The 26,441-nt window shown below is 48.8% G+C and carries 9 protein-coding genes and 1 pseudogene; all 10 read right to left on the bottom strand.

Annotated features, from left to right (window positions below; all coding sequences use genetic code 11):
* Positions 1 to 105: 105 nt before the first annotated feature.
* Positions 106 to 1,530, bottom strand: a complete 1,425-nt coding sequence (glnA, locus tag D7Z26_RS11475) for a type I glutamate--ammonia ligase (RefSeq protein WP_120976989.1) — start codon at positions 1,528 to 1,530, stop codon at positions 106 to 108.
* A 349-nt stretch (positions 1,531 to 1,879) separates the two neighbouring features.
* Positions 1,880 to 2,941, bottom strand: a complete 1,062-nt coding sequence (gene aroF / locus D7Z26_RS11470) for a 3-deoxy-7-phosphoheptulonate synthase (protein ID WP_120976987.1) — start codon at positions 2,939 to 2,941, stop codon at positions 1,880 to 1,882.
* A gap of 200 nt (positions 2,942 to 3,141) precedes the next feature.
* Positions 3,142 to 4,773: an S-layer homology domain-containing protein gene (locus D7Z26_RS11465; protein WP_120976985.1), complete on the bottom strand. Its 1,632-nt coding sequence runs from the start codon at positions 4,771 to 4,773 to the stop codon at positions 3,142 to 3,144.
* Between the two features lie 80 nt (positions 4,774 to 4,853).
* Positions 4,854 to 12,113 carry a DUF4350 domain-containing protein gene (locus tag D7Z26_RS11460; RefSeq protein ID WP_158602270.1) on the bottom strand — a complete coding sequence of 2,420 codons (7,260 nt, stop codon included), beginning with the start codon at positions 12,111 to 12,113 and terminating at the stop codon, positions 4,854 to 4,856.
* Positions 12,114 to 12,594: 481 nt separating this feature from the next.
* Positions 12,595 to 13,491 (bottom strand): cupredoxin domain-containing protein, encoded by an 897-nt coding sequence (locus D7Z26_RS11455; RefSeq protein WP_120976981.1) that lies wholly within the window; start codon positions 13,489 to 13,491, stop codon positions 12,595 to 12,597.
* A 35-nt stretch (positions 13,492 to 13,526) separates the two neighbouring features.
* Complete coding sequence (locus D7Z26_RS11450) at positions 13,527 to 14,471, bottom strand: TIGR03943 family putative permease subunit (RefSeq protein ID WP_120976979.1); 945 nt, start codon at positions 14,469 to 14,471, stop codon at positions 13,527 to 13,529.
* A 36-nt stretch (positions 14,472 to 14,507) separates the two neighbouring features.
* Positions 14,508 to 15,581 carry a permease gene (locus tag D7Z26_RS11445; RefSeq protein WP_120976977.1) on the bottom strand — a complete coding sequence of 358 codons (1,074 nt, stop codon included), beginning with the start codon at positions 15,579 to 15,581 and terminating at the stop codon, positions 14,508 to 14,510.
* A 34-nt stretch (positions 15,582 to 15,615) separates the two neighbouring features.
* Positions 15,616 to 16,791 carry a HupE/UreJ family protein gene (locus D7Z26_RS11440; RefSeq protein WP_120976975.1) on the bottom strand — a complete coding sequence of 392 codons (1,176 nt, stop codon included), beginning with the start codon at positions 16,789 to 16,791 and terminating at the stop codon, positions 15,616 to 15,618.
* An 86-nt stretch (positions 16,792 to 16,877) separates the two neighbouring features.
* Complete coding sequence (locus tag D7Z26_RS11435; protein WP_233566816.1) at positions 16,878 to 24,557, bottom strand: Ig-like domain-containing protein; 7,680 nt, start codon at positions 24,555 to 24,557, stop codon at positions 16,878 to 16,880.
* A 1,050-nt stretch (positions 24,558 to 25,607) separates the two neighbouring features.
* Positions 25,608 to 25,964, bottom strand: a pseudogene (locus D7Z26_RS28095) (lamin tail domain-containing protein); the annotation flags it as partial.
* Positions 25,965 to 26,441: the final 477 nt, after the last annotated feature.

Raw genomic sequence — 26,441 nt, 5'->3', positions numbered from 1 at the left:
CCTGCATACCCTTATTTTTCTCCCATTATACCTCTCGTTCTGCCTTTATTTCCTTAAAACGCGCAAAAAAGCTCCCCGCGAAGGGAGCTTTATGAACCGAACGGATTAGCAATCGAAGTAGAGGCCATACTCATGAGGATGAATGCGGATGGCTACTGCTTTTGCTTCAGCGCGTTTAACGTTAACGTAGTTCTCGATAAATTCTTTCGTGAAGACTCCGCCTTCGGTCAAGAACTCGGAATCGGCTTCCAGAGCGTCAAGCGCTTCGTCCAACGTTCCAGGGACGCTGCGGATTTCTTTCTTCTGCTCGTCGGACAGCTCGTAGATGTTCGTATCGAATGGTCCATAGCCGAGGGCGGATGGATCGATTTTGCGTTTGATTCCGTCCAGACCTGCCATCAGCATCGCCGCGAAAGCAAGGTAAGGGTTAGCCGTGGAATCCGGCGTACGGAATTCGATGCGGCAGCCTTTAGGCGTAACCGCCGCAACCGGGATACGAACAGCCGCGGAACGGTTACCTTTGGAGTAAACCAAGTTAACCGGAGCTTCGTAGCCAGGAACAAGACGTTTGAACGAGTTCGTAGACGGGTTCGTGATCGCGATCAGCGCAGGTGCATGGTGGAGAATACCGCCGATGTAATGCAACGCCAATTCGCTCAGATTCGCGTAAGCGCCTTTCTCGTAGAACAAAGGCTCGCTGCCGTTGAAAATCGAGGAGTGAACGTGCATTCCGCTACCGTTGTCTCCGAATAGAGGCTTTGGCATGAAAGTTGCGACTTTGCCGTATTGGCGAGCAACGTTGTGCACGATATATTTGTACTTCATCAGATTGTCCGCTGTAGTCGTAAGCGTATCGAAACGGAAGTTGATTTCCGCTTGGCCGGCCGTCGCCACTTCATGGTGATGACGTTCAACTCGCAGGCCCGCTTCTTGCATCAGACGAACCATTTCGCTACGGATGTCTTGTTGGGAATCAACTGGAGCAACCGGAACGTATCCGCCTTTAACGCCGATTTTGAAACCAAGGTTTCCGCCTTCTTCTTTACGGTTCGTGTTCCACGCCGCTTCTTCGGAATCTACGAAGAAGGAAGAAGAATTCATCGTGGATTCATAACGAACATCGTCGAAGATGAAGAATTCGGACTCGGGAGCGAAGAAAGCAGTCGTTCCGACGCCCGTCGTTTGCAAATATTCTTCCGCTTTGTGAGCGATCGAACGAGGGTCGCGCTCATAACGTGCGCCATCCGGCGTGTGGATATTACAAATTACAATTAATGTCGCATGAGCCGTGAAAGGATCCACATATACCGAATCCGTATCCGGCATCATAACCATATCGGATTCTTCAATGCCACGGAAGCCCGTGATTGACGAACCGTCGAATGCCACACCGTTGACGAAAGTTTCCGCATCTACTTCGGGTGCAGGCAATGTAATGTGATGTGCGCGACCTGCAAGGTCGATAAAACGGAAATCTACGAACTCGATGTTCTTTTCCTTGATCAAATCCAATACTTGTTGTACTGACATGTGAATTTCCTCCCCATTTCCGAACATTAAGTGTGTGAAACCGATCTATTGTTCAAGTTTTCACTGAACTTATGAAGTTATTATAAAACTCCTCCATAAAAAGCGTCAATACTTATGTAAGGTATTTTTTGTGGCTGTGTCAGCATTGCTCACAACTTCATTAAAAGTTCATAAATTCCGATTTTCGCCCGCCCACTCTGCTCTCTCGGGTTTTTGGCAGTAGCGATTCTCCTCATTCTTCTGTTAGCGCTTTCTCGTTTTATTCGAAAACCTAACATGGAAACGCAAAAACAACGTATCGATCGCTCACGGGGATAAGCGGTCGATCCGTTGTTTTTGAATCGCACTTTTATTTACTCCAAGTAGTAAACGCTTCTGCAGGAGCTTTCTCCGTGTCGAATCGTTTGCCTAAAAGCGGAGCCAATTGTTCCAGCTCCTTGAGCAAATTCGCGAACTGGTCGGGGAACAACGATTGTACGCCGTCTCCCGTAGCCGAATTGTCGGGGTCTGTATGCATCTCGATAATCAGACCGTTCGCTCCGGCGGCTACCGATGCCTTGGTCATCGTCTCTACGAGCTCGCGACGGCCTGTCGCGTGACTTGGATCGGCGATTACGGGCAAGTGCGATAGCTGCTGAATAACTGGGATAGCAGCTAAGTCGAACGTATTGCGGGTATATGTCTCGAACGTGCGAATTCCACGCTCGCATAACATCACGTTTGGATTGCCGCCTGCGAGGATGTATTCCGCCGCATTCAGCCACTCGTCGTATGTGGAACTGAATCCGCGCTTAAGCAATACGGGATTCTGAATCGTGCCCAGCTTGCGAAGAAGATCGAAATTCTGCATGTTCCGCGTGCCGACCTGCATGATGTCCGCATATTCCGCGCACACGTCGACGAACTCGGGAGCCATAACTTCGGTAATCGTCAGAAGACCGTATTTCTCGCCGGCGTCCTTCATCCATTTCAAGCCTTCGATGCCGATTCCTTGGAAGCTGTAAGGACCCGTACGCGGCTTAAACGCGCCACCGCGAAGCACTTGACCTCCGGCAGCTTTGACCAGGCGAGCGATCTCGTCGATCTGTTCCGGCGTTTCCACCGCGCATGGACCGCCCATGACGATAAGATCGTCTCCGCCGATCTTAACGCCTTTGACTTCGATTACCGTATTGTCGGGATGGAAGTCGCGGCTAGCCAATTTGTAAGACTTGGAAATCTTGATTACGTTCTCTACGCCCTTCATGGAGCGAATATGCTCGGCCAGAGATGGCTCCGCTTTGCCGATAATGCCAATGACGGTACGGTCAGTACCGCGGGATACGTGCGCTTGCACGCCTGATTGCTCAATATGGCGGACGATTTCCGCAATCCGTTCTTCGGCGATGTTAGGGGAAGTAATAACGATCATGATGCTCACACTCCTGATTGAATTAACGCGTATCCGCTTCGACGCTTATACGCTTTTCAGCACTAAAGTAAATATAACGGATAAGCACATTCTCGTCAAGCCCGAATCGCTAAAGACTTCGGCGATAGGAACGAGCTTTCCCATCGCAATTAAAAAAAGACCGGGCAGTTAAACCGCCCGGTCCCCAAACCTTATTAAACTTATTTCACCAAGTTATAGATGACTTGCGCGGCTTCGGCGCGGGTCGTTACGCCTTTCGGCGCGAATTGGCCCGGCGCGCGTCCGTTGACCAGTTTCAGGTCGGCCGCAGCTTTAACATAATTGGCCGCCCAAGAAGAGACGCTATTCATGTCTTTGAATGGCGAATCTGTATATTGGCCGAGTTTTTTGCCCGTTTTCACTTCGTATGCCTGCATCAGCATCGTCACCATTTCCTCGCGGGTGATTTTGCCGTTCGGATCGAAGGTCGTCGGGCTCTTGCCTTTGACGATTCCGGCTTGGAAAGCGATGGCGACCGATTTGGCATACCAGGCATTCGTCGGAACGTCGACAAACTTGATTGGAGCTTCTTTCGTCAGCTTGAGCGCATTCACGAGCAGCGTCGCGAATTCCGCGCGGGTGACCAGACGGTTAGGCTCATAAGTCGACGGACTTGTTCCGTTCACGATTTGTTTCGCGGCCAATTCCACAATGGCGTTATACGCCCAGAACTTCGCAGGAACGTCTACGAACGCCTTCGTGACTTCGAGCGCCGCGTATTTGCTGAAGTGGTTGATTGACGCAGTCATTTCGCCATTGCCGTACACCCCGCCAACGTACTCAAGCGCTCCGCCGTCGGAGATGTTGAACACGCCGGTTTTGGGAGAATTAAAGTTTGCATCGGCTTTGAACCGAATCATCATCGGTTGATCGAACTGCGTTAGAGAAACGGTTTTCCCGCCAGCGGAAGTCATCGACAAGCCGAAATCTACCACTTGGCCGGCAAGCTTGATTGCAGCGTAAGACGATTTCTCTGTCTTAGCGATCAGAGCGTTCGCGTCCGCTGTAGAAAGCGGCGCCAGCTTGAGCGTAATGACGCTGTCTTTCAAATCGGCCGTCGACATTTTTTCCGCTAATTGCTTGAACACAGCGGATGGGATTTCGAGACTGAAACCATCCGTATGCACGACGAATTTGTTCGAAGACAGCAACTCGCTTGCATTGGAAGGCAGCTTCAGTTCCGTTGTACCCGCAGGAAGATCGATCGTTACTTTTCCTTGCACGGCATGAGACAGTTGATCCGCCGTTACCGTTACGCTTGTTCCGGTATTGCCGCCGGTATCACCGCCACCGCCACCGCCGCCTCCGCTGTTCGTCCCGGCAACGTCCACGACCGACTTCACTCCGGCCGTTTCAACTTTGGAAGCCATCTGACTATCGACGAGTTTGACATCCTTGAACTCGATCGAAGCTTTCCCTGTTTCCTTGGCCTTAAAGGTAACAGTAACGAAGGTCACATCTCCGTCATCTCCGGGAGTCGCCCCCGTTTTCGTATGAGCGAACTTGATATGGCCGCCCGCTTCATCGACGATGGGAACAGAGAATCCTTTGATGTCGGATTTCATGTCTACATAAATAAGCCTGCTGGCGTCATAGTCCAAATTAATTTCGTACCCGTATACATCATTGAGGTGCTGCCCTTTAACGGCAACCTCTATTTGATCGCCCTTTGACGGTTTGTCATTCGAGATGGCTAGAGAGTATGAAGGAGCCGCTGCCTGCGCGATGAAGGATGGCAGGAAAGATACAACCAGCAATACGGCCAAGCCGTAGGAAAGCATTTTGCGTACCATTGGTTATTATGCTCCTTTCGCACAAGATTGGCGGAGGAAGCGATCTTGCCTTCCCCCGCAATCTTATACGGAATGCTTATTTAGATACCTTGAGTGATCTTTCTTGCAACCATGGACAAGTCGACGATGTCGATAATGCCGTCGTTGTTGATATCCGCGATCTTAATAAAGTTCCAATTCGGATCTGCGGAAGTTTTGCCATAATGCATCGCTACGATAGCCAAATCACCGATACTAATAATGCCATCGCCGTTCAAATCTTCCTTCATTCTCGGAACGACCGAATCCGAGAATGTTTGCACCGCAGTCGTCAGAGCCGCGATCGCTTGATCGACTTGCTGCTGCGTGGCGTTGTCATTGCTTGCTACAGCTTTAGCGCTGTCGATCGCCGTTTTCAATGCCGCTTTCGACTCTGCCGAGTATTGACCGTATTTCGTACCGACAACTGCCGCATCGTAACGGTTCTGCGCATCGGTAATCAATGCGTTCAATACATCTTTGTGAGCTGCCACGAACACTTTGAAGGTCAAGGAGGTCGAGTCGAGCTTCGTCTCCGTACCATTGCCGATCGCTACGACCGCTTTGGATACGGTAATGGTTGCGTCGGCGGATTCGGTGAGCGCTTTGGCCGTAAATTGCAGCTTCAGCAAATCGCCGTCCGCGTTAACGCCTTTGTTTTCTCCTAAGCTAGCAACGACGAACCGGACTTCTCCGTTAGATTCGGTCTGATCCGCGATAACCAATCCGTCCTTAACCGGAGTAGCGGAAACGAAAGTTACCTTAGTTGGATCGTACTGGACAACCAAATCTTGCGCATAGATCGTGCCGTCTACGTTTTTCAGTCCGTAAGTCACATCGAACGGAGTGCCGCTAACGACTTGTCCGGAACCCGATAGTACGACTTTGGTCGATTGCAGCGTCGCGCTTACGGTAACCGTACTTGATGCGGTAAATCCGCCATCGACGGTCGTAACTGTAATCGTTGCTGAGCCTGCTGCAATCGGCGTTACTTTACCTGTGTTATCTACCGTTGCAACAGCCGTGTTGCTGGATTTCCAAGTGACGGCAGTGTTCGTTGCGTTGCTTGGGTTAACCGTTGCGTTCAGCTTCACCGGCGTTCCGCCGGCTTTGAGGCTGAGCGTCGATTGATCCAATTTGACGCTTGTCACCGCTACGTCGCTCGCGCCGACTTTTTTCAATTCTTTCGTATCCCGAACGCGCAGGCGATCGCCTCCGCTGAATTTGCCGGATAGGCCGACAGCTTCAAGCGTATCTCCGACTTTCAGCTTCGGAATCGGTCCGCTTTGGTTGATGATATAACCGTCCACGAATACGAGTACGTCGCCGGAACCGTCGTTGACGATATAGGAGGTGTCATCCGGAATCGAAGTCACCTTACCGGTAACTTTGACCAACTGACCCTGATATTCGTCGCTAACCGACTGCTTCGTACTTACCGCTTTCGGCTCAACAGGCGTCCCCGAGCTTACTTTTACGATACTGTTGTCAAACTTGTCGAACTCGATTTCCGTATTGTTCTCGAAAATTTTAATATGACCGTATACGCGTACCTCATCGCCGAGCTTCAAGCTGCCTACCGGCACTTCGTTAAATGCCATAATACCGCCGGTAGCATCTTGAACGTATGCCGAGTCGAAGAATACACCGGCCGCCGTCGTCACTTTACCTTGGATGAGCACTTGCGTGCCGTCCGGAAGCTTGCGAGCATCCGCGATGTTCGTCACCTTCGGTTCAAGGTGCGACAGCCAGTTCACTACGTTCAGCGCAAACGGATCGTTGCCTTTCGGGCTAAACGTCTGATCCATTTGCTTGTCGTTGAAGATGTTCATCCCCGATACGACAACGCGTCCTTTGCCTACTGTCTCGGAAGCGATAAGCGGAATAGCGGATCCGCCGGTCACATCGGTCAGCGCGGGTCCGGTTTTACCTTTGGACGTCTGTACGTTGTATTGCGCGCTTCCCGCCTTAATGGTTGGGGAATCTTGGAACGTCGTTTCGTTACCTCTTACAAGAACCGTAACCGTATCGCTGTTCGTAAGGGCGACTTTTCCGCCGGAACCGTCGTTCTTGGCAAGGCTCGAGCCGCTGTAGTACTCGATAGTCGATACGAAATCGGTCAGGTTGTTGCTAACCGGAGTCGGATGCGCCCGAACGGAGAAGTTCGAGGTGAGCGGCGTTGCCCAGAAGTTGCCGTAAGCCGTCTCGTCGAACACGCCGTCGTCGTTCACCATCAGGGTAGAACCGACGCCCGACAGAATGGAGTTCAAGTTTTGGTTCGAACCGCCAAAGTTGCTTTTCTCGGTAAGAAGCAGTGATCCTCCGTTCGCGACAAACTTGTTGATCGCCGCGATCTCGGATGCGCCGTATGCCGTAGAAGGATGGGAAATATACAGTACGGTTGCGTTGCTGAGTACCGCGTCGGTAATCGGCAATGCATTCTCGGCAACCGTGTATCCTTGCTGTCTCATCATTACAGTGAACAGCTTCATATTATCCTTGTACGTTCCGGCATCTTTGGTCGAATTTTCATTTTGTTTGGATGCATCGATCAAGACCGTTTTTCCGAGCGGCGCTTTGATGCTGAACGCTTGCTCGTATTTGTTATCTCCGAGATCGTTGTCCGACGAGGAGAGTACAACGACGATCTTGTGTTCCCCGGCGACCGGAGCCGCCCACGTAACCGATGCGGTTGCGGAAGCATTCGATTTGAGCGAAGCAATCGCGGCATCCCCGATGAAATGGCTCGCATCTACTTGATCGTAATAGAAGTGAGCTGTTACGTTCGTTACGTCTACTGTACCGAGGTTGCTGATTCCCGCTTGCAGATTGGCGGAGAATCCTCCTACGATCGCTCCGTCCGTTGCCGATACGTCGCTGACTTTAACCGACACCGGCTCTACCGGCGACCAGATTGGCGAAGAGTACACTCTGTCGCCGTCTTTTTGCGTTACGCGTACGACGAACCATTGCTGGCCGCCCGCAACGTTGACGTTCGGTTTCCAGTTAAACGATGTCGAATCCGAAGTCGGCGTATACGTGTCGATAACTCTTCCGCCGTTCGTAACCAGTTCGACTTTCGCGATATTGTCGTTGGACGTCGTTTTCAGGAAGCTGTATTTCGGATTGCTCTTTTGCTCCAGCACGGGGTCGCTGCCGGTAATGTTAAACTGCAGATCTTTCGTATCCACCGTCGAACCCATATACCAGCCACTAGCCGTAACGTCCAGCTTGGCGTTAGGATCTTCGGTGAAGTAGACGTGCATTTTTTTCATCGCATCCAGCAAAGATTCCTGAGTCAAATCTTTCGCTACGATAACGGTGCGCTGCTTCGTTTGGCCCCATGTCGCATCATGGTTGTCTTCGCCGTAAGTCGGCGATACGTGCCAACCCAAATCGAGCGCGTTGAAAAACTTGTCTTGCGCGTTCGCATAGGAATAGTTACCGGAACCGTTCCCTACCTCAAGCATCGTGAAGAGGCGATCCACGTTTTTATCGTAAGGAATGAAATTATCGAACGCGTTGGCCGACATTGCCGGGTGGTTAAATTGAGCGACGACATCGTCGTACGTCAGCACCCATGCGTAATAATTTTGCAGCTTTTGGTACTGGCCTCCGTTTTGCACGCGGTCAATGAAGTTCGTCGTTCCGAATACGTTGGAATGTCCCCATGTCGTCGAGGTCATTTCGAACGCCGGGAATACGACGAAGCTTCCGTTTTTCGTGTATTGGTTCGCCAAGTCTTTCGTTAGCTGCCAATCCGAACCGCCTTTGCGTTCCGGCATGCCCTTATGATCTACGGTGTCCGTGCCGACCAATTTCGCATCGATATCGTGCGAGTGGTCGGAGAAGGCGAACCAATCGTAGTCATGCGCCAAAGCCGCTTTCAAAGCGTCTTCCGGAGCGCCCGCCGCGTCATGCGAAATGTTCGTATGGTTGTGCGTCGTACCGCGATAGTGATTGCCGCCCGTAAATCTCGGCAAAACCTTAAACGTCCAGCTGTAGGTCGACGGATTGCCGAGCTTGTCCTTCGACGTCACTTTTACGGTGTGCTCGCCTTCCGTCAAGTCGTCGCTAGTCGTCAACGTCAACTTAATTCCGCTTTCCGTCACGACGGCTTTCGAAGTGAAATTGACATTGTCGATAGAGATCGTAGCGGTAGCGGCGTCGACGCCGTTCGGATCGTCCATGCTGACGGAGATGACTGGATGTTTCGTCTCCAATTGATCCCCGACTAGCGGAAGCGGATTGGAGTATTCCGGCCCGTCTTTATCTTGAACGATATCGATGGCGATCGGTGCTGCCGCCGTGCCGACGGATTTCGTTTTGCCGCCGCCGACCGCTTCGATATAATACAGAAGCTTGCCGGTCGGCATGCTGCCTTTCAAAATTTTACCGTTATAATTGAGTCCGTCCGCGGATGCCATCGGTACCGCCGTATAGGAGGAGCCTCCTTGGCCTTTGTACCAGATCGTTACGGTGTCCGCGAATTTGGCGCTCGCTTTGAAGCTCGCGTCAACGCCGGTGTAAGCTTTAAGCAGCGGCGTGTGATCCAATTGCAATTCTCCGCGAATATCGGAAGCATTGCGAGGCAGAACGTAATACCCGCTCGTATACGGAGAAGTCAATTTGTATTGTCCTACGATCCCCGTAAAGGTGTACGTTTCGCCCAACGTCACGGCGCCGCCGGCGACGTCGATGCCGGAAGTCGGCACGATGCGAACGTTAGCGGAGTTGCCCGCTTCATCGGCTACCGTAATGTTATACTCCGGTCCGGAAGTCGGCACATTCGCGACTTTCCCCGTGAAAGTAACCAACTTGCCTTCCAAAGGCTCCGCTTTCGCATACGCATTCAAAGAGTCCAGCGTAACCGCGGCTGCCGTAAGAGGGGTGGCCGTGCCCAGATCCGTCACGGAAACGGCGACGAATTGAGCCGTACTTGCCGTAAAGGCGACGGTGCCCGCCACTCTTACTTTGTGTCCCGGTTGAATGGCGAAGGTCGGATCTTTGGCGCCGATGACGCTGATACCGCCCGTTGCATCCTGAATATAGAAGCTAGTTTTTTCGGTGCCAAGCGCTTTATTCCCGGAAGTCACGACGCCCTCGACGGTGGTCGCGTATCCGATATTCAGCAGAAGACCGTTCGCATCGTTCGTGCGAAGCTGCCCGATCGGAACGACCGCGCCCGCGTTCGGCGTTTTGTCTACCCGCGAATAGACGCTTTCTTTCTGGGAAGCATCCGTGTACGTCACGTAAACCGATTGGTTCGGGTTGGTGATAGTAGTATTGAATGAACCATCCGCACCCGAAGTCGTTTGTCCCGCAACCGTAACGTTGCCGCCGTTTTCCACATATACCTTAACCGTTGTCGAAGCCGGAACTGAACCGGCAGCGCCTGTTACAGCCGTATTCGTCAAGCCGATTTTCGAAGCATCCGGAGAAAGCATGGATTTGGTGTTCCTGAATTTAACTTCTTCCGGATTCGCCGTGCTATTCGGCGCGTTGATAACGAAATCCTTGGAAACGTCTTTGGAGAAAAAGCCGTTGCCCAAGCCGAAAGCTGCTCTTGGTTCGGAACCCACATCCGTCTTGCGAAGCAATGTTCCTCCACCGATCATGGACGAATAGTAAGGAGTTCCCCAGTGATCGGTTTTCGTCGCAAAGCTTGTGTTCGTTCCGTTGCCGTAAGCCACGATATCGATCGCGTTCGGATCGTCTTGGCTCGATAAACCGGTCGTCGAATTCGCGAGAGCGAGAATTCCGCCCGCGGATCCGCTCGGGTTCAACGTAGTCGTTTGATCCGGCGTGATCGGAAGATCGGCGCCAGTCGTGCCTGAAGCGCCTCCGACAAGATAATATCCATGCGCTTTAATCGTACCGGTCAACTTGGTGCCAGCGCCAAAGCTCGTACCTGTCGCCGATACATAGATGAGCGCCCATTGATTGTTAAAGTTGATATCGCGGTCCGTATTGTTGTAAAGCTCGAAAAGTTTGTTTTTGTAGAAAGCGCCGCTATTGCCGCCATTCGCGTAAATCTGGCTAATGACGACGTCGCCCGGTTGGAATGCTCCTCCCGAGACGGTCAAACTAACGCTTGCTTTATCGCTTTCCAACTTGCCGTTTTCTTTGGCGGCTACATTAACCGTCGTTTTATTGCCGGAATTCGAAAGAGTTGCGCTGAACGAACCGTTCGCGGCAGCCGTTGTCGTCCCTGCAAGCGAATTGTCGGCGAAATAAACGTTAACAACCGCGTTGTTGGGAACAGCGCCCGCAACCCCGGTCACCGTGGAAGCGTTTACGAACGTGATTTTGCTGGCGTCCGGTTTCGCCGATTTTTGAACCGATACGTTTACTTTGTCGCTTGCGTCTTTGCCTTTCTCCGTAGCGGACACCTGCACGGACGCATTCTGGCCCGGATTGCCGAACGTAAGAGCAAAGGAGCCGTCGCTCAAAGCGGTTGTCGAACCCGCTAGCGAGTTGTCTTGAAAGTAGACGTTAACCGTCGAGCCGCCAGTTACCGCTCCCGCCGCGCCCGTAAGCGTTGTATAGTCATCGCGGAGCGTAATCAAGCTTGCCGTTGGGTTTGCGGACTTCTCCGATGGAGGAGGAGTTTCGGTCCCGCCGCCGCTTAAAGCCGGTTCTACCGGACTGGACGAATTGCGGATTTTCGGCGTCGCGGTCACGACGAAGTCCGTTTTGTTATCGTCATTATCCCAACCGTTACCTTCGCCGCTTGTCAGAACAGGATCGTTTCCTAAGTTCGTTTTGCGCATGAGCGCCGTTGTTGACGAAGGCGCCGCCGTTGGACCGGAACCTTCATACCCGGTCGCTGTCGTTCCGTATCCGACAACGTCTACCGCGTTCGGATCGGTAACGCCGGTGATCCCCGTCGTCACTTTAGCCAGGGCCACTTTACCCGCCGTTCCCGACAAGTTGATCGTACCGGTCATGTCCTCGGTCACGGGGAGATTCGGTCCGCCGGCCGTCGTTACCAGCTTGATCAAATAGTATCCGTGCGCTTTTATCGATTGCCCGGATGGAATGGCGTTTTGTTGCGTAAACGCGCCAGTCGCGGATGCATATTGGATGGACCAGCCGTCTAGAGCGACATTGCCGTCCGTTGGATTGTATAGTTCAACATAATCGCTGCCGTAAAGATTAGTTGCGCCGTTGCCGCCGAATATTCCACTAATGACGACATGATTGGCCGCGGCGGCTTTCGCCGCAGGGAGCCATCCGTTTGGCAAAATGATTGTTGTCAGCATAATCGCTGTCATCGCAAGGCTGTACCACTTCTTATGCTTGCTTACCAAACTAGACATTCGATGTGACCTCCCATGATCGTTTTCTTGCACCAAACATCCAACAAATGATAAAATAACAAACAGCTTCACCTTGGCATGGTAAAATAAGCCATCGCTAAAGAAGCTCGCCAAGCCGTCTATCAATGCTCCCCGCCAAAGGTCATTTGATAGCGGCTTCTTTCGTTCCATCGAACATCGACATCCCCGTGCGACCCGTGCTCGCTAAGCAACACCCCCCTAACTGTGAACATTTGTAAATACATCTGTGATCATTATGTGAAGATAACTTCACTATAAGAGATGGAATTCGGTTTGTAAATTACATTTTACATAGTTAACATTTCTAAATTTATCCAATAAATATCGAGGCAATGAAAACATTTCCTTGGAGTATTTCACATAATTTCAGGATCGACAAAAAAAAAGAAATCGCTTTTATTAAAATGGATTTCCGCCATTTACAAAAAGCGATTTCTTTGGGTTTTCATCGATTTCGATACTAGCTCGCAGGAACCACGGTAAAGGTGCATTGCCCTTTGCCTGGCCCTAAATTAAAGGTATAGGTTCCCGGATTCGGGTTGTTAATAAGAAAAATATTATCTCCGGGCTTAAGCGAATTGTCTACGTCCAACTCCGCAGACGTTAATTTCCAATCCTCCCCGGAATTCGCAGGCACATGAAAGATGGCTTTAATCATCGTTCCCGACTTAAATTGAGTATTCCGGGGCGACAAGCCGGCACTGGTCACTTCGATCGTCGCCACTTGCAAGTCGTTCTGCTCGTCATAGGTTGCGGCCTTCGACTGCGGCAGCCCGATTTGCGCGGATAGGATGCGATCCTTCTGCGTCGTAATCAGAAGCGCGACTACGACAACTCCGACGCCAAGCGCAACGGCTCCGGCATATCCAGGTTTATTTTTCGCCTGCGAAGAAAGCTTCTTGGAGGCTGCTTTCTTGGGCTTATCGGACGCTGTTTCTTGATTCGTCTTCCACTCGCCGAATTTTAGCAGCAAATACATTAGAACGATATAGATCGTATCGGCAATCAATATCGGTTTATCGCTTGCGAATACCATCTTTCCGATAGCCGCCCCCAGCAGCGCGCCAAGCACTCCGGCCAGGGCGGCATTCAAGCCGATCTTCCTTTTGAACAAGAGACCTACTGTCGCCGTGGCAACGGCAGCGAACAAAATACCGAATCCCATGGAGAGGTAGAGATCGTAATCAAAAGTTTGAGCGAAAATAAATCCGAAAGCCATGCTTGCCGTAAAGGATAAAAACGTTCCGACAAATGCACGAGCGAATTCGTCCATGCGTTCATTCCGTCGCGCGATAAAGAAAAGGTTATATCCCGCAAACAAAGCTATAACGATCATACTTCCGTAATTAAGCAACAAGATATGAACCTCCTTTAATCGAATATAAGCCTACGTTATAACTTAGAAGCGAAGTTCCAATCCGGATACACATAAGGAACGTTGGAAACGTGGGCAGGCTCGATTTGATCGACATCGATCTTGATCACTTTTAATTCGTGGAAGGTCGTCGAATCGATCGTACCTGTTACCGTAATCCAACTATCGTTTTCGAACTGGCTCGCATCCGGCGAATCGACGATGATTCCGTAAGGGGAAATATCGGCGATACAGTGAGTCATGGCCATTCTGCCGATGATGAATTGGGACTCAGGCATCCCGTCTTCGCGGTATACGAATCCGGTAATTTTAATGGTCTTGCCTTTGAAATTATCGGCGAATGTATTCATGGCCTGCAATTTCTCGATAAACCATTCGTCTTTCATCTCGATTACATTTTGTTGGTAGAGCACCATGCCCAATTTCGCGTAATCCTTATTGTAAGGTTCCGTTTTAAACAAACTTCTTATCGCGGGATCCTCATTGCCTTCAAGCTCCACCAGTTCTGCGGGAGCTGAGCCTCCGTTAACGGATACGCCGCCTAAATTCATGCCCCGCTGATTAGCGAGCGATCCGGCAAGCGCTTTGTTCGGAAGAAGGGAGCCCAGCAACAGTGGCAAAAGAAACATTCCATAAATAAGAACGTTTTTCCACAACGAACGAGAAGGCTCGTGGCTGTGGTGATCGTCATCTTCGTGGCCATGACCGTGGTCATGATCATGATCATGTCCGCAATTGCAGACGATAACTTCCCGCTTCAACGAAATAAAGGAGATGTAAAACTGGAACAGAGATACGACCAGCAATCCGATACCCGCTATCTTCAAATAAATGGTCAGCTTCGGCGTAACGTACAGCAGAATATCGCCCGTCAACACCAAGTAACCGATCAAGCTAGCGAAGCCGAGCAAAATGATGGCCCGTAAAAAATTGTGTACATCCGCAATGCCGATTTTTTTCATGCGCTCACCTTCTCATCATGGCGTCCTATCCTGCTTTTATTTAAATAACGTCATTTCCAAAATGATCGTTCCCACGTAGACGAAAACAAACACCAAAATGCTCATCAATACGACGAACCTCGTTTTGAAAACGGCCAGCATCATCAGAAGTCCCTTTAGATTCAACATCGGCCCGAAAACCATAAACGCGACGAGCGAACCTTTCGAGAATGTGGTCATGAACGATTGAGCGACGAACGCATCGGACGTGGAACAAAGCGAAAGAATAAAGCCTAAGCCCATCATGATCAAATTAGAGCTACCTTGACCTTGTCCCAAAGCGACCAAGCTGCTCTGAGCGACGAAGGTTTGCAAAAGACCTACGAGCACGGAACCGAATATCAAATATTTGCCCATGTCGAAAAATTCGCTAACCGTATGCCCCATCAATTCGACGATTTTGTTTGGACGCGGATGGCGATGATCGTTATGTCCATGCACATGAACATGCTCATGCGGTTCGGAATGATGATGCGAATGCGAATGAGCCTGAACACTCGGGTTCGAATTGCCTTTAAGCTGGTCTTTGTTCACGAAACGATAGACGATCAAACCGATGACAAGCGCAACGGCGAATGCCAGTCCCATCCGGGCATACGCGATTTCCGGTCGTGAACGAAAAGCGGTCAAAGTTGACAAGAAAACGACCGGATTCAAGATCGGGCCAACGAGAATAAACGTCGTCGCCGCGTACAGAGGCATGCCTTTTTTGATCAATTTCCGTATGGCGGGAACCATTCCGCACTCGCACAAAGGGAAAATGATTCCCAACACGCTGGCGGTAATAATCCCGAGTATCGGATTTTTCGGAATGACCCGTTGAATCATTTGATCGGATACGAATACTTGAATCAACGCGGATATGAACACGCCGATCAAAATGAATGGCATGGCTTCCAAAATAATGCTGATAAAGACGCTTTTGAAAATTTGCAGCTTCGGATTGTTTAAGATCGTTCCGGGAGCGTTCGCCGAAAAGAAGTACAACAGCAATATTAACGCCAAACCAAGACCGGCTATCGTATTGCTGTTCCAGTTATTCGGCTTCTTCTCGGTAGCCGTATTAGCCAATACTTATCCCACCTTGTTTTTGCGTTGTAGGCATCTACGCTATCAACCGTTCAAATAGCCAAATTCCGCCCAATAGAAGCGCTACAGAAGATCCGAAAACAACCGCGCGTCTAGAAAATTTCCAACGGTGCATCATATATAAGAGCGGCAGAAGGAGCGCTACGATCGTAATTTGAACGGCTTCGATCCCAAGGTTAAAGCTGATGAGATTAATGCCCAGCTCCGATCTTGGAATATCCATTTCCTTCAAAATATCGGCAAAACCCATTCCGTGAATCAATCCGAAAGCGAAGGTCACCATCCAGCGTTTCTTCACGTTCTTGCTGAATATGTTATCCGCTGCAACGTAACAAATACTAAGCGCGATCATCGGCTCGACGATAATGGGCGAAACGTTGATCCATCCTAGAACCGTCATCGTAAGCGTAGCGCTATGCGCGATCGTAAATGCGGTGATCATCGTAGCATATTGCTTAAATGTCTGTCTGGCGATGAGCAACGAGAACAAGAAGAGCAAATGATCGTATCCGGACAAAATGTGATTCATGCCCAATTTGAAAAAGGAAAACCAGCCCGAAGTCGAGGAACTTACCACTCCCACTCCTGTTCCCGTTTGACTTTCTTGATGAGCCTGAAGATCCGGTTTGAATCCTTCGTACTCGTCGCCTGTGACCAGCATTAGCCACGAGCGATCAGTTCCGCTTAGCGCGGCCGTGCTTTTCATGTCGCCATAATTTATCGTAAGCAAGTTAACGTAATTCGTTTTCTTATCGTTTACATACAGATCATCCGACAACGCAATCGTATCCGAAGCGGATACCGACGGATAAAGAGCTTTGAAGATAACCTTCGTCGCGTCGCCTTTTCTGTCCAAAATAAAGCTTTCTACTTGAGTCCAGGGGATTTCTTTATTATTGATGCTAAGCTTCACATGGTCTCTGATCAAATTGACCATATGATCCTTGATCGCGTCGAATTCTTCCTGCTCCAGCATATAGTTTTTGTTCGTATCCCCGCCGATTAATTCGATAACGGACAATTCATCCAACGCGTAGACGAGTTCCGTCTGCGTTTTGGTCATCGTTATCGTGGAGTAAGCGGCACTATAAGCATGAGCTTGAGCAGATTGCTGTTTAAATGGTGCAACCGCAATGAATATGACTATTAACAAGCAAGCAAATACGCGAAACAAGGATTGCGGCTTATTCAAAATTTATCCCCTCCTGATTGTACAATAACATCTTAGAAGGAAAAGACGCCATCCTAATAAGAATGGCATCTTATCCAAAATTCGTATTATCGTTGCAACAGACTATAAATCACTTGTGCTGCCTCGGCTCGCGTCGATACGCCTTTCGGCACGAACATGCCTGCCGAGCGGCCGTTGATCAGCTTAAGCGCCGCGGCTTCCTTCACGTACGCAACTGCCCAGGACGAGATTTGCGCTTCGTCCGTGAACGTTACGCTTGCTCCGGTCGGGGTTTTGCCGTCTAGAAGCTTGTACGCTTGCATCATCATCGTAACCATTTCTTCCCGCGTGATTTTGCCGTTCGGCTCGAACGTCGTTTCGCTCTTGCCTTTGACGATTCCCGCGTTGTAAGCAATAGAGATTGCTTCCGCGTACCACTTACCCGCCGCGACATCGGTGAATTTGCTGGTGCCCGATTTGGTCAAACCCAATGCTTTCACGAGCATCGCGGTAAATTCCGCGCGCGTGATCGCACGTTCAGGTTCGAATGCAGTCGCGCTCGTGCCGTTCACCAATTGTTTCATCGCCAGCTCTTGAACGACATTGTAGGCCCAATATTTCGCCGGCAGATCAACGAAGTTCTTCTTCACTTCAAGCAATGCATACTTACTGAAGTGATTGATCTGCGCGACCATTTCTCCGTTGCTATATTCTCCTCCGATGTATTCTAATTTACCATCATCGGAAATATAGAAGATTCCGGTCAATTTCGGGTTTACCGATGGATCGACCTTCAACCGGATCGTGATCAGTTGAGTAAACTGCGTCAGTTTCTCCGTTTTACCGTCCGCCGTAGTGATTGTAAGACTGAATTCATACACTTCGCCTACCGCTTTGATCGCGTTGTTGGAAGCATCGGCTCCTTTGCCGATAAGTGCATTCGCTTCCGTTGTCGCCAACGGTTCGAATTTCAGCGAGATCGTACTGTCTTTCTGCTCGGAAGCGGATAGCTTGCTTTCGAGTTGCTTGATCAGATCGGATGGGATGTTCAAGCTGAGCTTATCCGATTTGATTTCGAGAGTGTTTCCTTTCAACTGGTCTGCGACAGTGACCGCCAATTTTACTTCCTTCGTACCGGCCGGTACATCGACTGTTGCTTTACCTTTGCCGTCTGCAACCAGCTTTTCGGCAGATACGTTCACCGTCCCTGGTGTCGGTTCAGGAGTCGGTTCAGGATCTGGCGTTGGCTTTGGCGTCGGACCAGGATTTCCATCTCCGGGATTGCTGTTTGTTACGGTTATCGTGCTTGTTGCCGTCTTCTGACCGTCAACCGTTGTCACGGTTATTATGGCCGTCCCTGCCGACACAGCCGTCACGATACCGTTACTATTAATAGATGCAATGTCCGGTTTGTCCGAACTCCACGTCACTGATTTGTCAGTTGCGTTTGCAGGCGTAAATATCGGCAAGAGTCCGTAATTCACTCCGCCTACCGTCAGATTGACCGCGGAATTGTTCAATGAAACTCCGGTTACCCGAACGATCGGCGCGACCACATGTACGGTTGCGCTGGCCGTAAAACTGCCTTCTGCTGTCTTCACCGTAATCGTTGCCGTTCCCGCGCCAACTGCAGTCACTTTGCCGTTGACCACTGATGCGATTGTTGCATCGCTCGTCAACCACGTTACCGTTTGGTTTGTCGCTTCGTCCGGTTTAACCGACTCCGTAAGTTGATAATCATCGTCGCCGACCGTCATATTGAAGTCCGATACGCTCAACGTTACGCCGGTGACGCTAACCGGAACCGCGCTTACATTAACCGTTGCGCTTGCTGTAAAATCGCCATCTGCCGTCTTCACCGTGATCGTTGCCGTCCCTGGCGTTACAGCCGTTACGACACCGTTGGTGTTAACTGTTGCAATCCCAGGCTTATCCGAACTCCAAGTAACTGTTTTGTCCGTTGCATTAGAAGGCGTAAATATCGGTGAAAGCTCATATTCCGCTCCGCCAACAGCAAGATTAATCGTGGAAGTATTCAACGAAACACCGGTTACAGGTACGATAACCGCACTTACGGTAACCGTTGCGCTAGCCGTGAAATTGCCGTCTGCCGTCTTCACCGTGATCGTCGCAGTTCCCGGTGCTACCGCCGTAACGACGCCGTTTACGCTAACAGCTGCAATCCCAGGCATATCCGAACTCCAAGTAACCGTTTTGTCCGTTGCATTAGCAGGCGTAAATATCGGTAAGAGTCCGTAGTCCGTTCCGCCAACCGTCAGATTAAACGAGGAAGCGTTCAGTGATACTCCGGTTACAGGTACGATAACCGCACTTACGGTAACCGTTGCGCTAGCCGTAAAATTGCCGTCTGCCGTCTTCACCGTGATCGTTGCCGTTCCTGGCGTTACAGCCGTTACGACACCGTTCGTGTTAACAGTTGCAATCCCAGGCTTATCCGAACTCCAAGTAACCGTTTTGTCCGTTGCATTAGTAGGCGTAAATATCGGTAAGAGTCCGTAGTCCGTTCCGCCAACCGTCAGATTAAACGCGGAAGCGTTCAGTGATACTCCGGTTACAGGTACGATAACCGCACTTACGGTAACCGTTGCGCTAGCCGTAAAATTGCCATCTGCAGTCTTCACCGTGATCGTTGCCGTTCCTGGCGCTACCGCTGTCACTTTACCGTTGTTCACTGTCGCGATGTTCGAATCGCTTGTCGACCACGTTACCGTTTGGTTTGTCGCTCCGGCCGGTTTAACCGATTCCGTAAGTTGATAATCGTCGTCGCCGACCGTCATATTAAAGTTGGTGGCGCTCAGCGATACTCCGGTGACGCTTACCGGCGTCGCGCTTACGGTAACCGTTGCGCTGGCCGTAAAGTTTCCGTCTACCGTTTTCACCGTGATCGTTGCCGTTCCTGGCGCTACAGCCGTTACGACACCGTTAGCGTTAACAGTTGCAATAGCTGGCTTGTCCGAATTCCACGTTACGGTTTTGTCCGTCGCATCCGTTGGAGCTACGTTAGACAACAGCGTGTAGCTGCTTCCGCCGACCGCTAGATTAAAGGCCGATGTGTTCAACGTTACTTCAGTGACACGAATGTCGCCTTGAGTAAAGGTTAACAGCTTAATCGCGCCAGGAAGAACGTCTCCTTTTGCCTTCACCCGTACCTGAACGCTGAAATTGCCGTTTAGATTCGGAGCTCCCCCTGGGTTATATGATACCCATCCGGCATTGTTGATGTTGTACTCCATCGTGGAATTGATTCCGGTAATCACCTTGCTCACATCATCCGCGCTTACGTTCGGAGCAGGTGACAACGGAATACCGTTAATAACAACATCATCAAGTCTATTTGTTCCGGCTGAACTGAAATTACCACCACCAGTAGAAGCAGTAGATGTATTGAGCCATCTGACATGTACATTCGATTGATTATTTGCCGATGCTGGCAGTGATGCGTTATTCAATACGCCGCTATTCGTCCAAGTTGCGTTAGCAACGACAATAGAAGCATTCGGCACATCAAACCACGTCGTCCCATTCAAACTATATTGCAGTTTAAAATCTCTAGGTCCGCTTGCAGAACCATACATTTTGGATGAAACCTCGATATACGAATAGTCTGTCGTATCGAATGTTGCTTCCCAATACGAGGGTACCGGTATCCAGGAAGTTCCTGCTATTGCTCCAACCGCGGATCCGGATGCCCCTCCCGAATAGGCTGGATTTGCCGGAATAGCTCCTGTAAGCGTAACGGTTTTAATTCCCTTATTCGCTGGGGAACCACCGGAAGCAAATTCATTTTTCGCTTCAAAATCCCATTTTGCCACAATGGCAGGGACTTTTATTTTAGCACCATCAGCCGTTAGGTCTGTCCATCCGATAATTTTGTTATTTCCGTCAACGGATACGATGTAGATATGTTGTCCGGCCGTCACATAGATGTCCTGATTCGCTAACAACTGCTTAGAATAATCAGTCGCTAACTCCCCGGATGCAGGTCTATAGCGGGAATTTAATTGTCCAACGGCGTATTTTAGATTACCTGCAGCTACCGTTGTTAATTTAGTTCCTAAAGTATCCCCGACTGCCAACGTAAACCCGCTTAAATCCGATGCCGGAGTGTTGAAATAGAGATTTTTTATTTGACCCTCGAGCACGTCAGCATAAGCCTTGAACCGAATTTGTACGTTGTGCTCGCCGCTAAAAGTCGGAGGACTCGCGGGAACAAATGTGATCCAGCTCGTATTGTCGATATTGTATTCCATTGTCGGCATGGAGGCCAATGGAATTGCAGAATCGTTGCTCACGATAGTAGAGTTTGAAATATCAGCTCTAACATTTGGCGCAGTCGGAATCACATTAATCGTTGCCGATGCTTTCATTCCGCCATCCGTGGAATCAGCCGAAATGATTGCGGTTCCCAACCCTACTGGTGTAACGACTCCGTTCGTTACTTTCGCAACAGATTCATTGCTTGAAGTCCAAGCAAAAGACGAATAGGTCGCATTCGAGGGTTGAACGGAAGCGGTGAGAGTAAACGACGGATCTCCTAATGTCATGACCTTCGAATCGGAGCTTATGGTAATGCCGGTCACCGGAACAAGCGCGTTCGTTTTCTTCAGTTCCGATGTGTCGCGCACACGAATACGCGTGCCTCCGGAGTAACCTCCGCTTATTCCAATGACTGCAATTTTGTCGCCTATCGCAAGCTCCGGAACCGGAATTCCGCTCTGGCTCGCAATATAACCGTCTACGAAAACGGTAACCGGTCCGGATCCGTCATTAATAATAAACGAGGAGCTATCCGGAATGCCGACAACGGTTCCAAACACCTTAACTAACTGTCCCATGTTGGCTGCCGAAACTGAGGCTGCCGTGGACACGCTCTTTGGTTGAACCGGTGAACCCGAGCTGAGTTTAACGATACTATTCGCGAATTTATCGAATATTAACTCGAAATTGTCTTCAAAAACTTGGATATGTCCATAGATGCGAATGGTATCACCGAGTTTTAAAGATCCCGGCGGCACTTCATTAAACGCCATTATTCCGCCAGTATCATCTTGCACATATGCGGCATCGTAGAATCCTCCGGCAGCGGAGGTCACTTTACCTTGAACGACAACGGCAGTATCTACGGCTTTTGTACGTGCCTCGCCGATCGATATGACCTTTGGTTCGCGGTGGGCGAGCCAACTGATCGTGTTTAATGCAAACTGAGTATTGTCGTTAGTTCCTTTCAACTGAATATCGTTAAACAAGTTCATTCCGGCAACGATTAATCTGCCATCGTTAATTTTCTCCGCTGCGACCAAAGGAATTTTCGAACCGCCGGATGCACCGGAGCCTACTTTGTAGTTAAACACGCCAGCAGGAGCGCTCTGTTGGAACGACGATTCATTCCCTCGCACTAAAATTGAAATATCACTATTTTCAACGAGTGCCTCTTTGACGTCGGCTCCGTTGTTTCGAGCTAAGCTCGTTCCGCTATAGAAATCTAGTCCACTGACAAAGTCGGTCAAATAGTTATCCAAAGGAACAGGATGTGCCTTTACTTTGTATTCATTTGCAAGAGGCGGGTTATAGAAGTTTCCGTATGCTGTGTCATCATAAACCACATCTTTGTTAAATAAGATCTTTGAGCCTATTCCCGATAATAAAGAGTTTAACGCTTGATTATTGCTATTTTCCGAAAGGTAAATCGACCCGCCGCTAGTCACAAAATCTTTAACTGCGGTAGTTTCCGTAGTCGAATAGGTTGATGCGGGATGTGTAATCACTAGTATTTTCGCGCCGGCTAATGTTGCTGCCGTGATGTCCGCTCCCGTATTCTCTACTACTGTATACCCCTCTTTGCGAAGTAGTGTAGTAAGAGTTTGCAAATTATTAACGTATGTCCCCGTATCTTTTGATGAATTTTCATTCTTATGCGAAGCATCGATTACGATTTTTATCCCCAAAGAAGGTTTAATAGTAAAAGATTGCTTGAATTTATTCGTTCCTAAGTCGTTACCGTCTCCGGCAGTCAGCACGACCGTGATATCGTGAGGCCCTTCAATAGGTTCTGACCATATGACTTCCGCTGTTGTGGATTTATTTTTTTGCAGGGAATCGATCATCACTTCCCCGATTTTATTGCCTAATGTAGGATCATCCATGTAGAAACTTGCTTTTAAATTGCCCACATTGACGACGCCCATATTACTAATACCAGCCGTTAATTTAACCGGAACGCCTCCGGTAATGGCTCCGCCTTCCGCAACTACGCTAGTTACTTTAACGTTCAACGGATCGGTCGGTGTCCATATCGGCGCCGAAAACAATTTATCGTTATCTTTCTGAGTGACGCGAACGACAAACCATTGCTGTCCGCCGCTCACGGTGATCTCATCCGGTTTCCAGTTATACGTTGTTACGTTTTGGCTTGATAAATCAATAGAATCGATGACTCTTCCGCCATTCGTGACTAGTTCGATTTTCGAGATGTTGTCGTTTTGGGTGATGGATGGTAACAAATAGTTATACTTGGGATCGTTTCTATTCTCTAATACCGGATCGCTTACGTTAATATCGAATTTTAGCGTCTTCGTATCCGTAATAGAACCCATATACCATCCGCTAGCCATCACATCCATCTTGGCATTCGGATCCTCGCTCATATACACATGCATATTACGCATTGAGTCCAAAAGAGATTCTTGAGTTAAATCATCCGCAACGATAACCGTGCGTTTTTTCGTTTGGCCCCATGTCGCGTCATGGTTATCTTCGCCATAAGTAGGAGCAACATGCCAGCCTATATCAAGCGCAGTGAAGTATTTATTTTGCGTATTCGAGTATGAATATTGTCCAGAACCGTTACCCACTTCAAGCAAAGTGAAAAGTTTATCTAATGTTTTATTGTAAGGAATAAAATTGTTAAAGGAAGGATCCGGCGCGTTTGGATGGTTAAACTGCGCCACGATGTTGTCATATGTCATCGTCCATGCGTAATAATTTTGTAGATTCTGATAAGTTCCGTCATTTTGCATGCGATCGATAAAGTTATCCGTTCCGAAAACGTTGGAATGCCCCCAGGTCGTCGATGTCATTTCGAATGCTGGAAATACGACAAACTTTCCTGGATTCTTTTGATTATAGAGCGCGGCCAAGTCTTTTGTCGTCTTCCAATCGATGCCGCCCGTTCGTTCCGGCATTCCGTTATGATCTTTAGTATCCGAACAAACTGCCTTTTTGGTATTGGGGTCAATTGGGCAAGCGTCAATATCATGGGAATGATCGGAGAAAGCGAAATAATCGTAATCATATTTCATCGCTTCCGTTAAAGCCTTCTCCGGAGTTCCTTGAGCGTCATGGGAAATATTCGTATGGTTATGCGTCGTACCCCGGTAATGATTCCCTCCAACAAACCTCTTCGCCACTTTAAACTGCCACGAGTAGGGTAGTGAATGATTTCCTAACGAATCATCCGCTTCAACCGCAACCGTATGCACGCCTTCCGTCAAATCGGTAGTAAGGGTCAGCTTTATCTGATTATCTGTTATTGTCGCCTTATTCGTGACGTCGGTGCCATCAAGTTTGATTTTCGCAGTCGAGATGTTTACACCGCTTAAATCAAACATCGATACGGAAATAACGGGATGTTTTGTTTCTATTTCATCACTATTGGCAGGGGACGGATTTGAGAACGTCGGCCCTTCCGTGTCTGTTCCCGCAAGCAATGTGAACGGTCCGGCCTTCAAGCTTTTGCCGTCACCTTGCGCTACGATTTCGTAAACCATTCCTCCTTCCGAAGGAACCATTTCTGCCGAAATTATACCGTTGTAATTCAGATTGTCTGCGGAATCCATAGGAATCGGAGCCCGGTAAGTCGCCTCGCCTATAGCTTTATAAAATATATTCACAGAATCTGCGTTTTTGACTATTGCCGAGAATGGGAGACTAATGCCCGTTAGAAGTTTATCCATCGGGATATGCGATATCGTAAGCTCTCCTCTAATATCAGTAGCGCTTCTCGGCATTAAGTAATAACCACTTGTATATGGAGTATAATCTTTCGATTGTCCGAGAATACCCGTGAAAGTATAACTAGAGTCCTTTTCGACTACTTGGCTCACATCTAATCCTGTAGAACCAACTAATTTTACAACAACCGCATTATTGCTTGCATCGGTAACTGTAATCGTGCTGTCAGGAGTCGACGGTACGACGCTCGTAACTTTACCGTAGAATTTAACCAATTTTCCTTCTAAAGGTTCAGCCGTAGAAAACGATAATAAATCGGTTATATTCACCATTTGAGTCGCAGGTAAAGAATCTTGTCCTAGATCAGTAATCGAGCTTGCCAGGAATCGCGATTGACCTTTGGCAAACATCAAACGGCCGGATACTTGATATTTATTTCCTTTTTTAATGCCGCTGGAAGCAACTACGTTGAAAACGTTGATCCCGCCGGTTACATCTTGCATATAAAAGCTGGTTTTATCCGTACCTAGAATCTTATCATCTACAGTTGCCACTCCAGTAATCGTAGCCGATTTACCTATATTGAGCGGCAATCCATCTTTATCATTTAGTAAAAGCTGTTGAATGGTTACAGCATTTAGATTTATTGTTCCAGTCGCGTTGGGAAAGGCGTTGTTTCTAGGATTAGCTGTAACTAAAACAAAATCGTTTTTATTCGATTTGCTGTCCCAACCATTGCCGTCTCCGGAGTAATCCGGATTCGCGCCTGAGTTCATTTTACGAGTAATCGCTAGAGTCGTTGGAGTCGTTTCGGCTGTTGATGTTCCCGTTCCATCAAAAGAATCATTCCCTGTTCCGTAACCAACAAAATCAATTACATTCGGGTCTGTTTTTACGGTAATAGCAACGGTACTTTTAACCAATGCAATTTTTCCACCGGCTGCAGCGGGTGCAATACTAGTATTGCTTAGATCAGGAGTTGGCAGTTCCACGTTCATATTAACCTGCGATTGACCACTTATTAAATAGTAACCATTAGCAGGTATAGTACCGCTTAATGGATAAGCTGAATAAGACGTTCCAGTCGCAGAGGCAACTTGAATCGAATATCCAGCTAAGCTTACAGAAGCATTAGTTGGATTGTAGAGCTCAATGTATTTGTTTTTATAAGTGCCTTTAGTCGCTGTAGGAAAAACTTGGCTTATCACAACATGGGTCGACATCGCCCCTGCCGCTGCCGCTTGCTTCACATTTCCTACCGATAAGCTTGCAGGAAACATCAATGTGATTAATAGGATGACCGTCATTGATAGATTAAACCACTTCTTTTGCTTTCTCATCGAATTAAACATATGATTCTTCCCTCTCTCAACAAACTAAATTGATAGCGTTTTCATGCATTTGAAAAAACTGTCATAAATTAGTGAACAACTGTAAAATATGTACTTTTACATCTGTGCTACATAATAAATATATGGCATTAGTTCTACGTTGTAAACCAAAAATCGACAGAAAAATAGAAATTTATTTCAATGAAGTCGTCATTAAATTTCAACATTTTTTAAAATTCTTTTGTTAGATTAAAAAGGCGAAGATGCCATGATCGTTCTGACATCTCCGCCCCAATTAACGTTTACTTCTTCAAGATAGGAAACAAGCTATAAATCACTTTCGCAGCCTCTGCCCGCATTGTTACGCCT

It is taken from the genome of Cohnella endophytica (genome assembly GCF_003628305.1).
Classification (GTDB): Bacteria; Bacillota; Bacilli; order Paenibacillales; family Paenibacillaceae; genus Cohnella; species Cohnella endophytica.
Note: the sequence above shows the minus strand (reverse complement) of the source record. Positions and strands in the feature narration are given on the sequence as shown.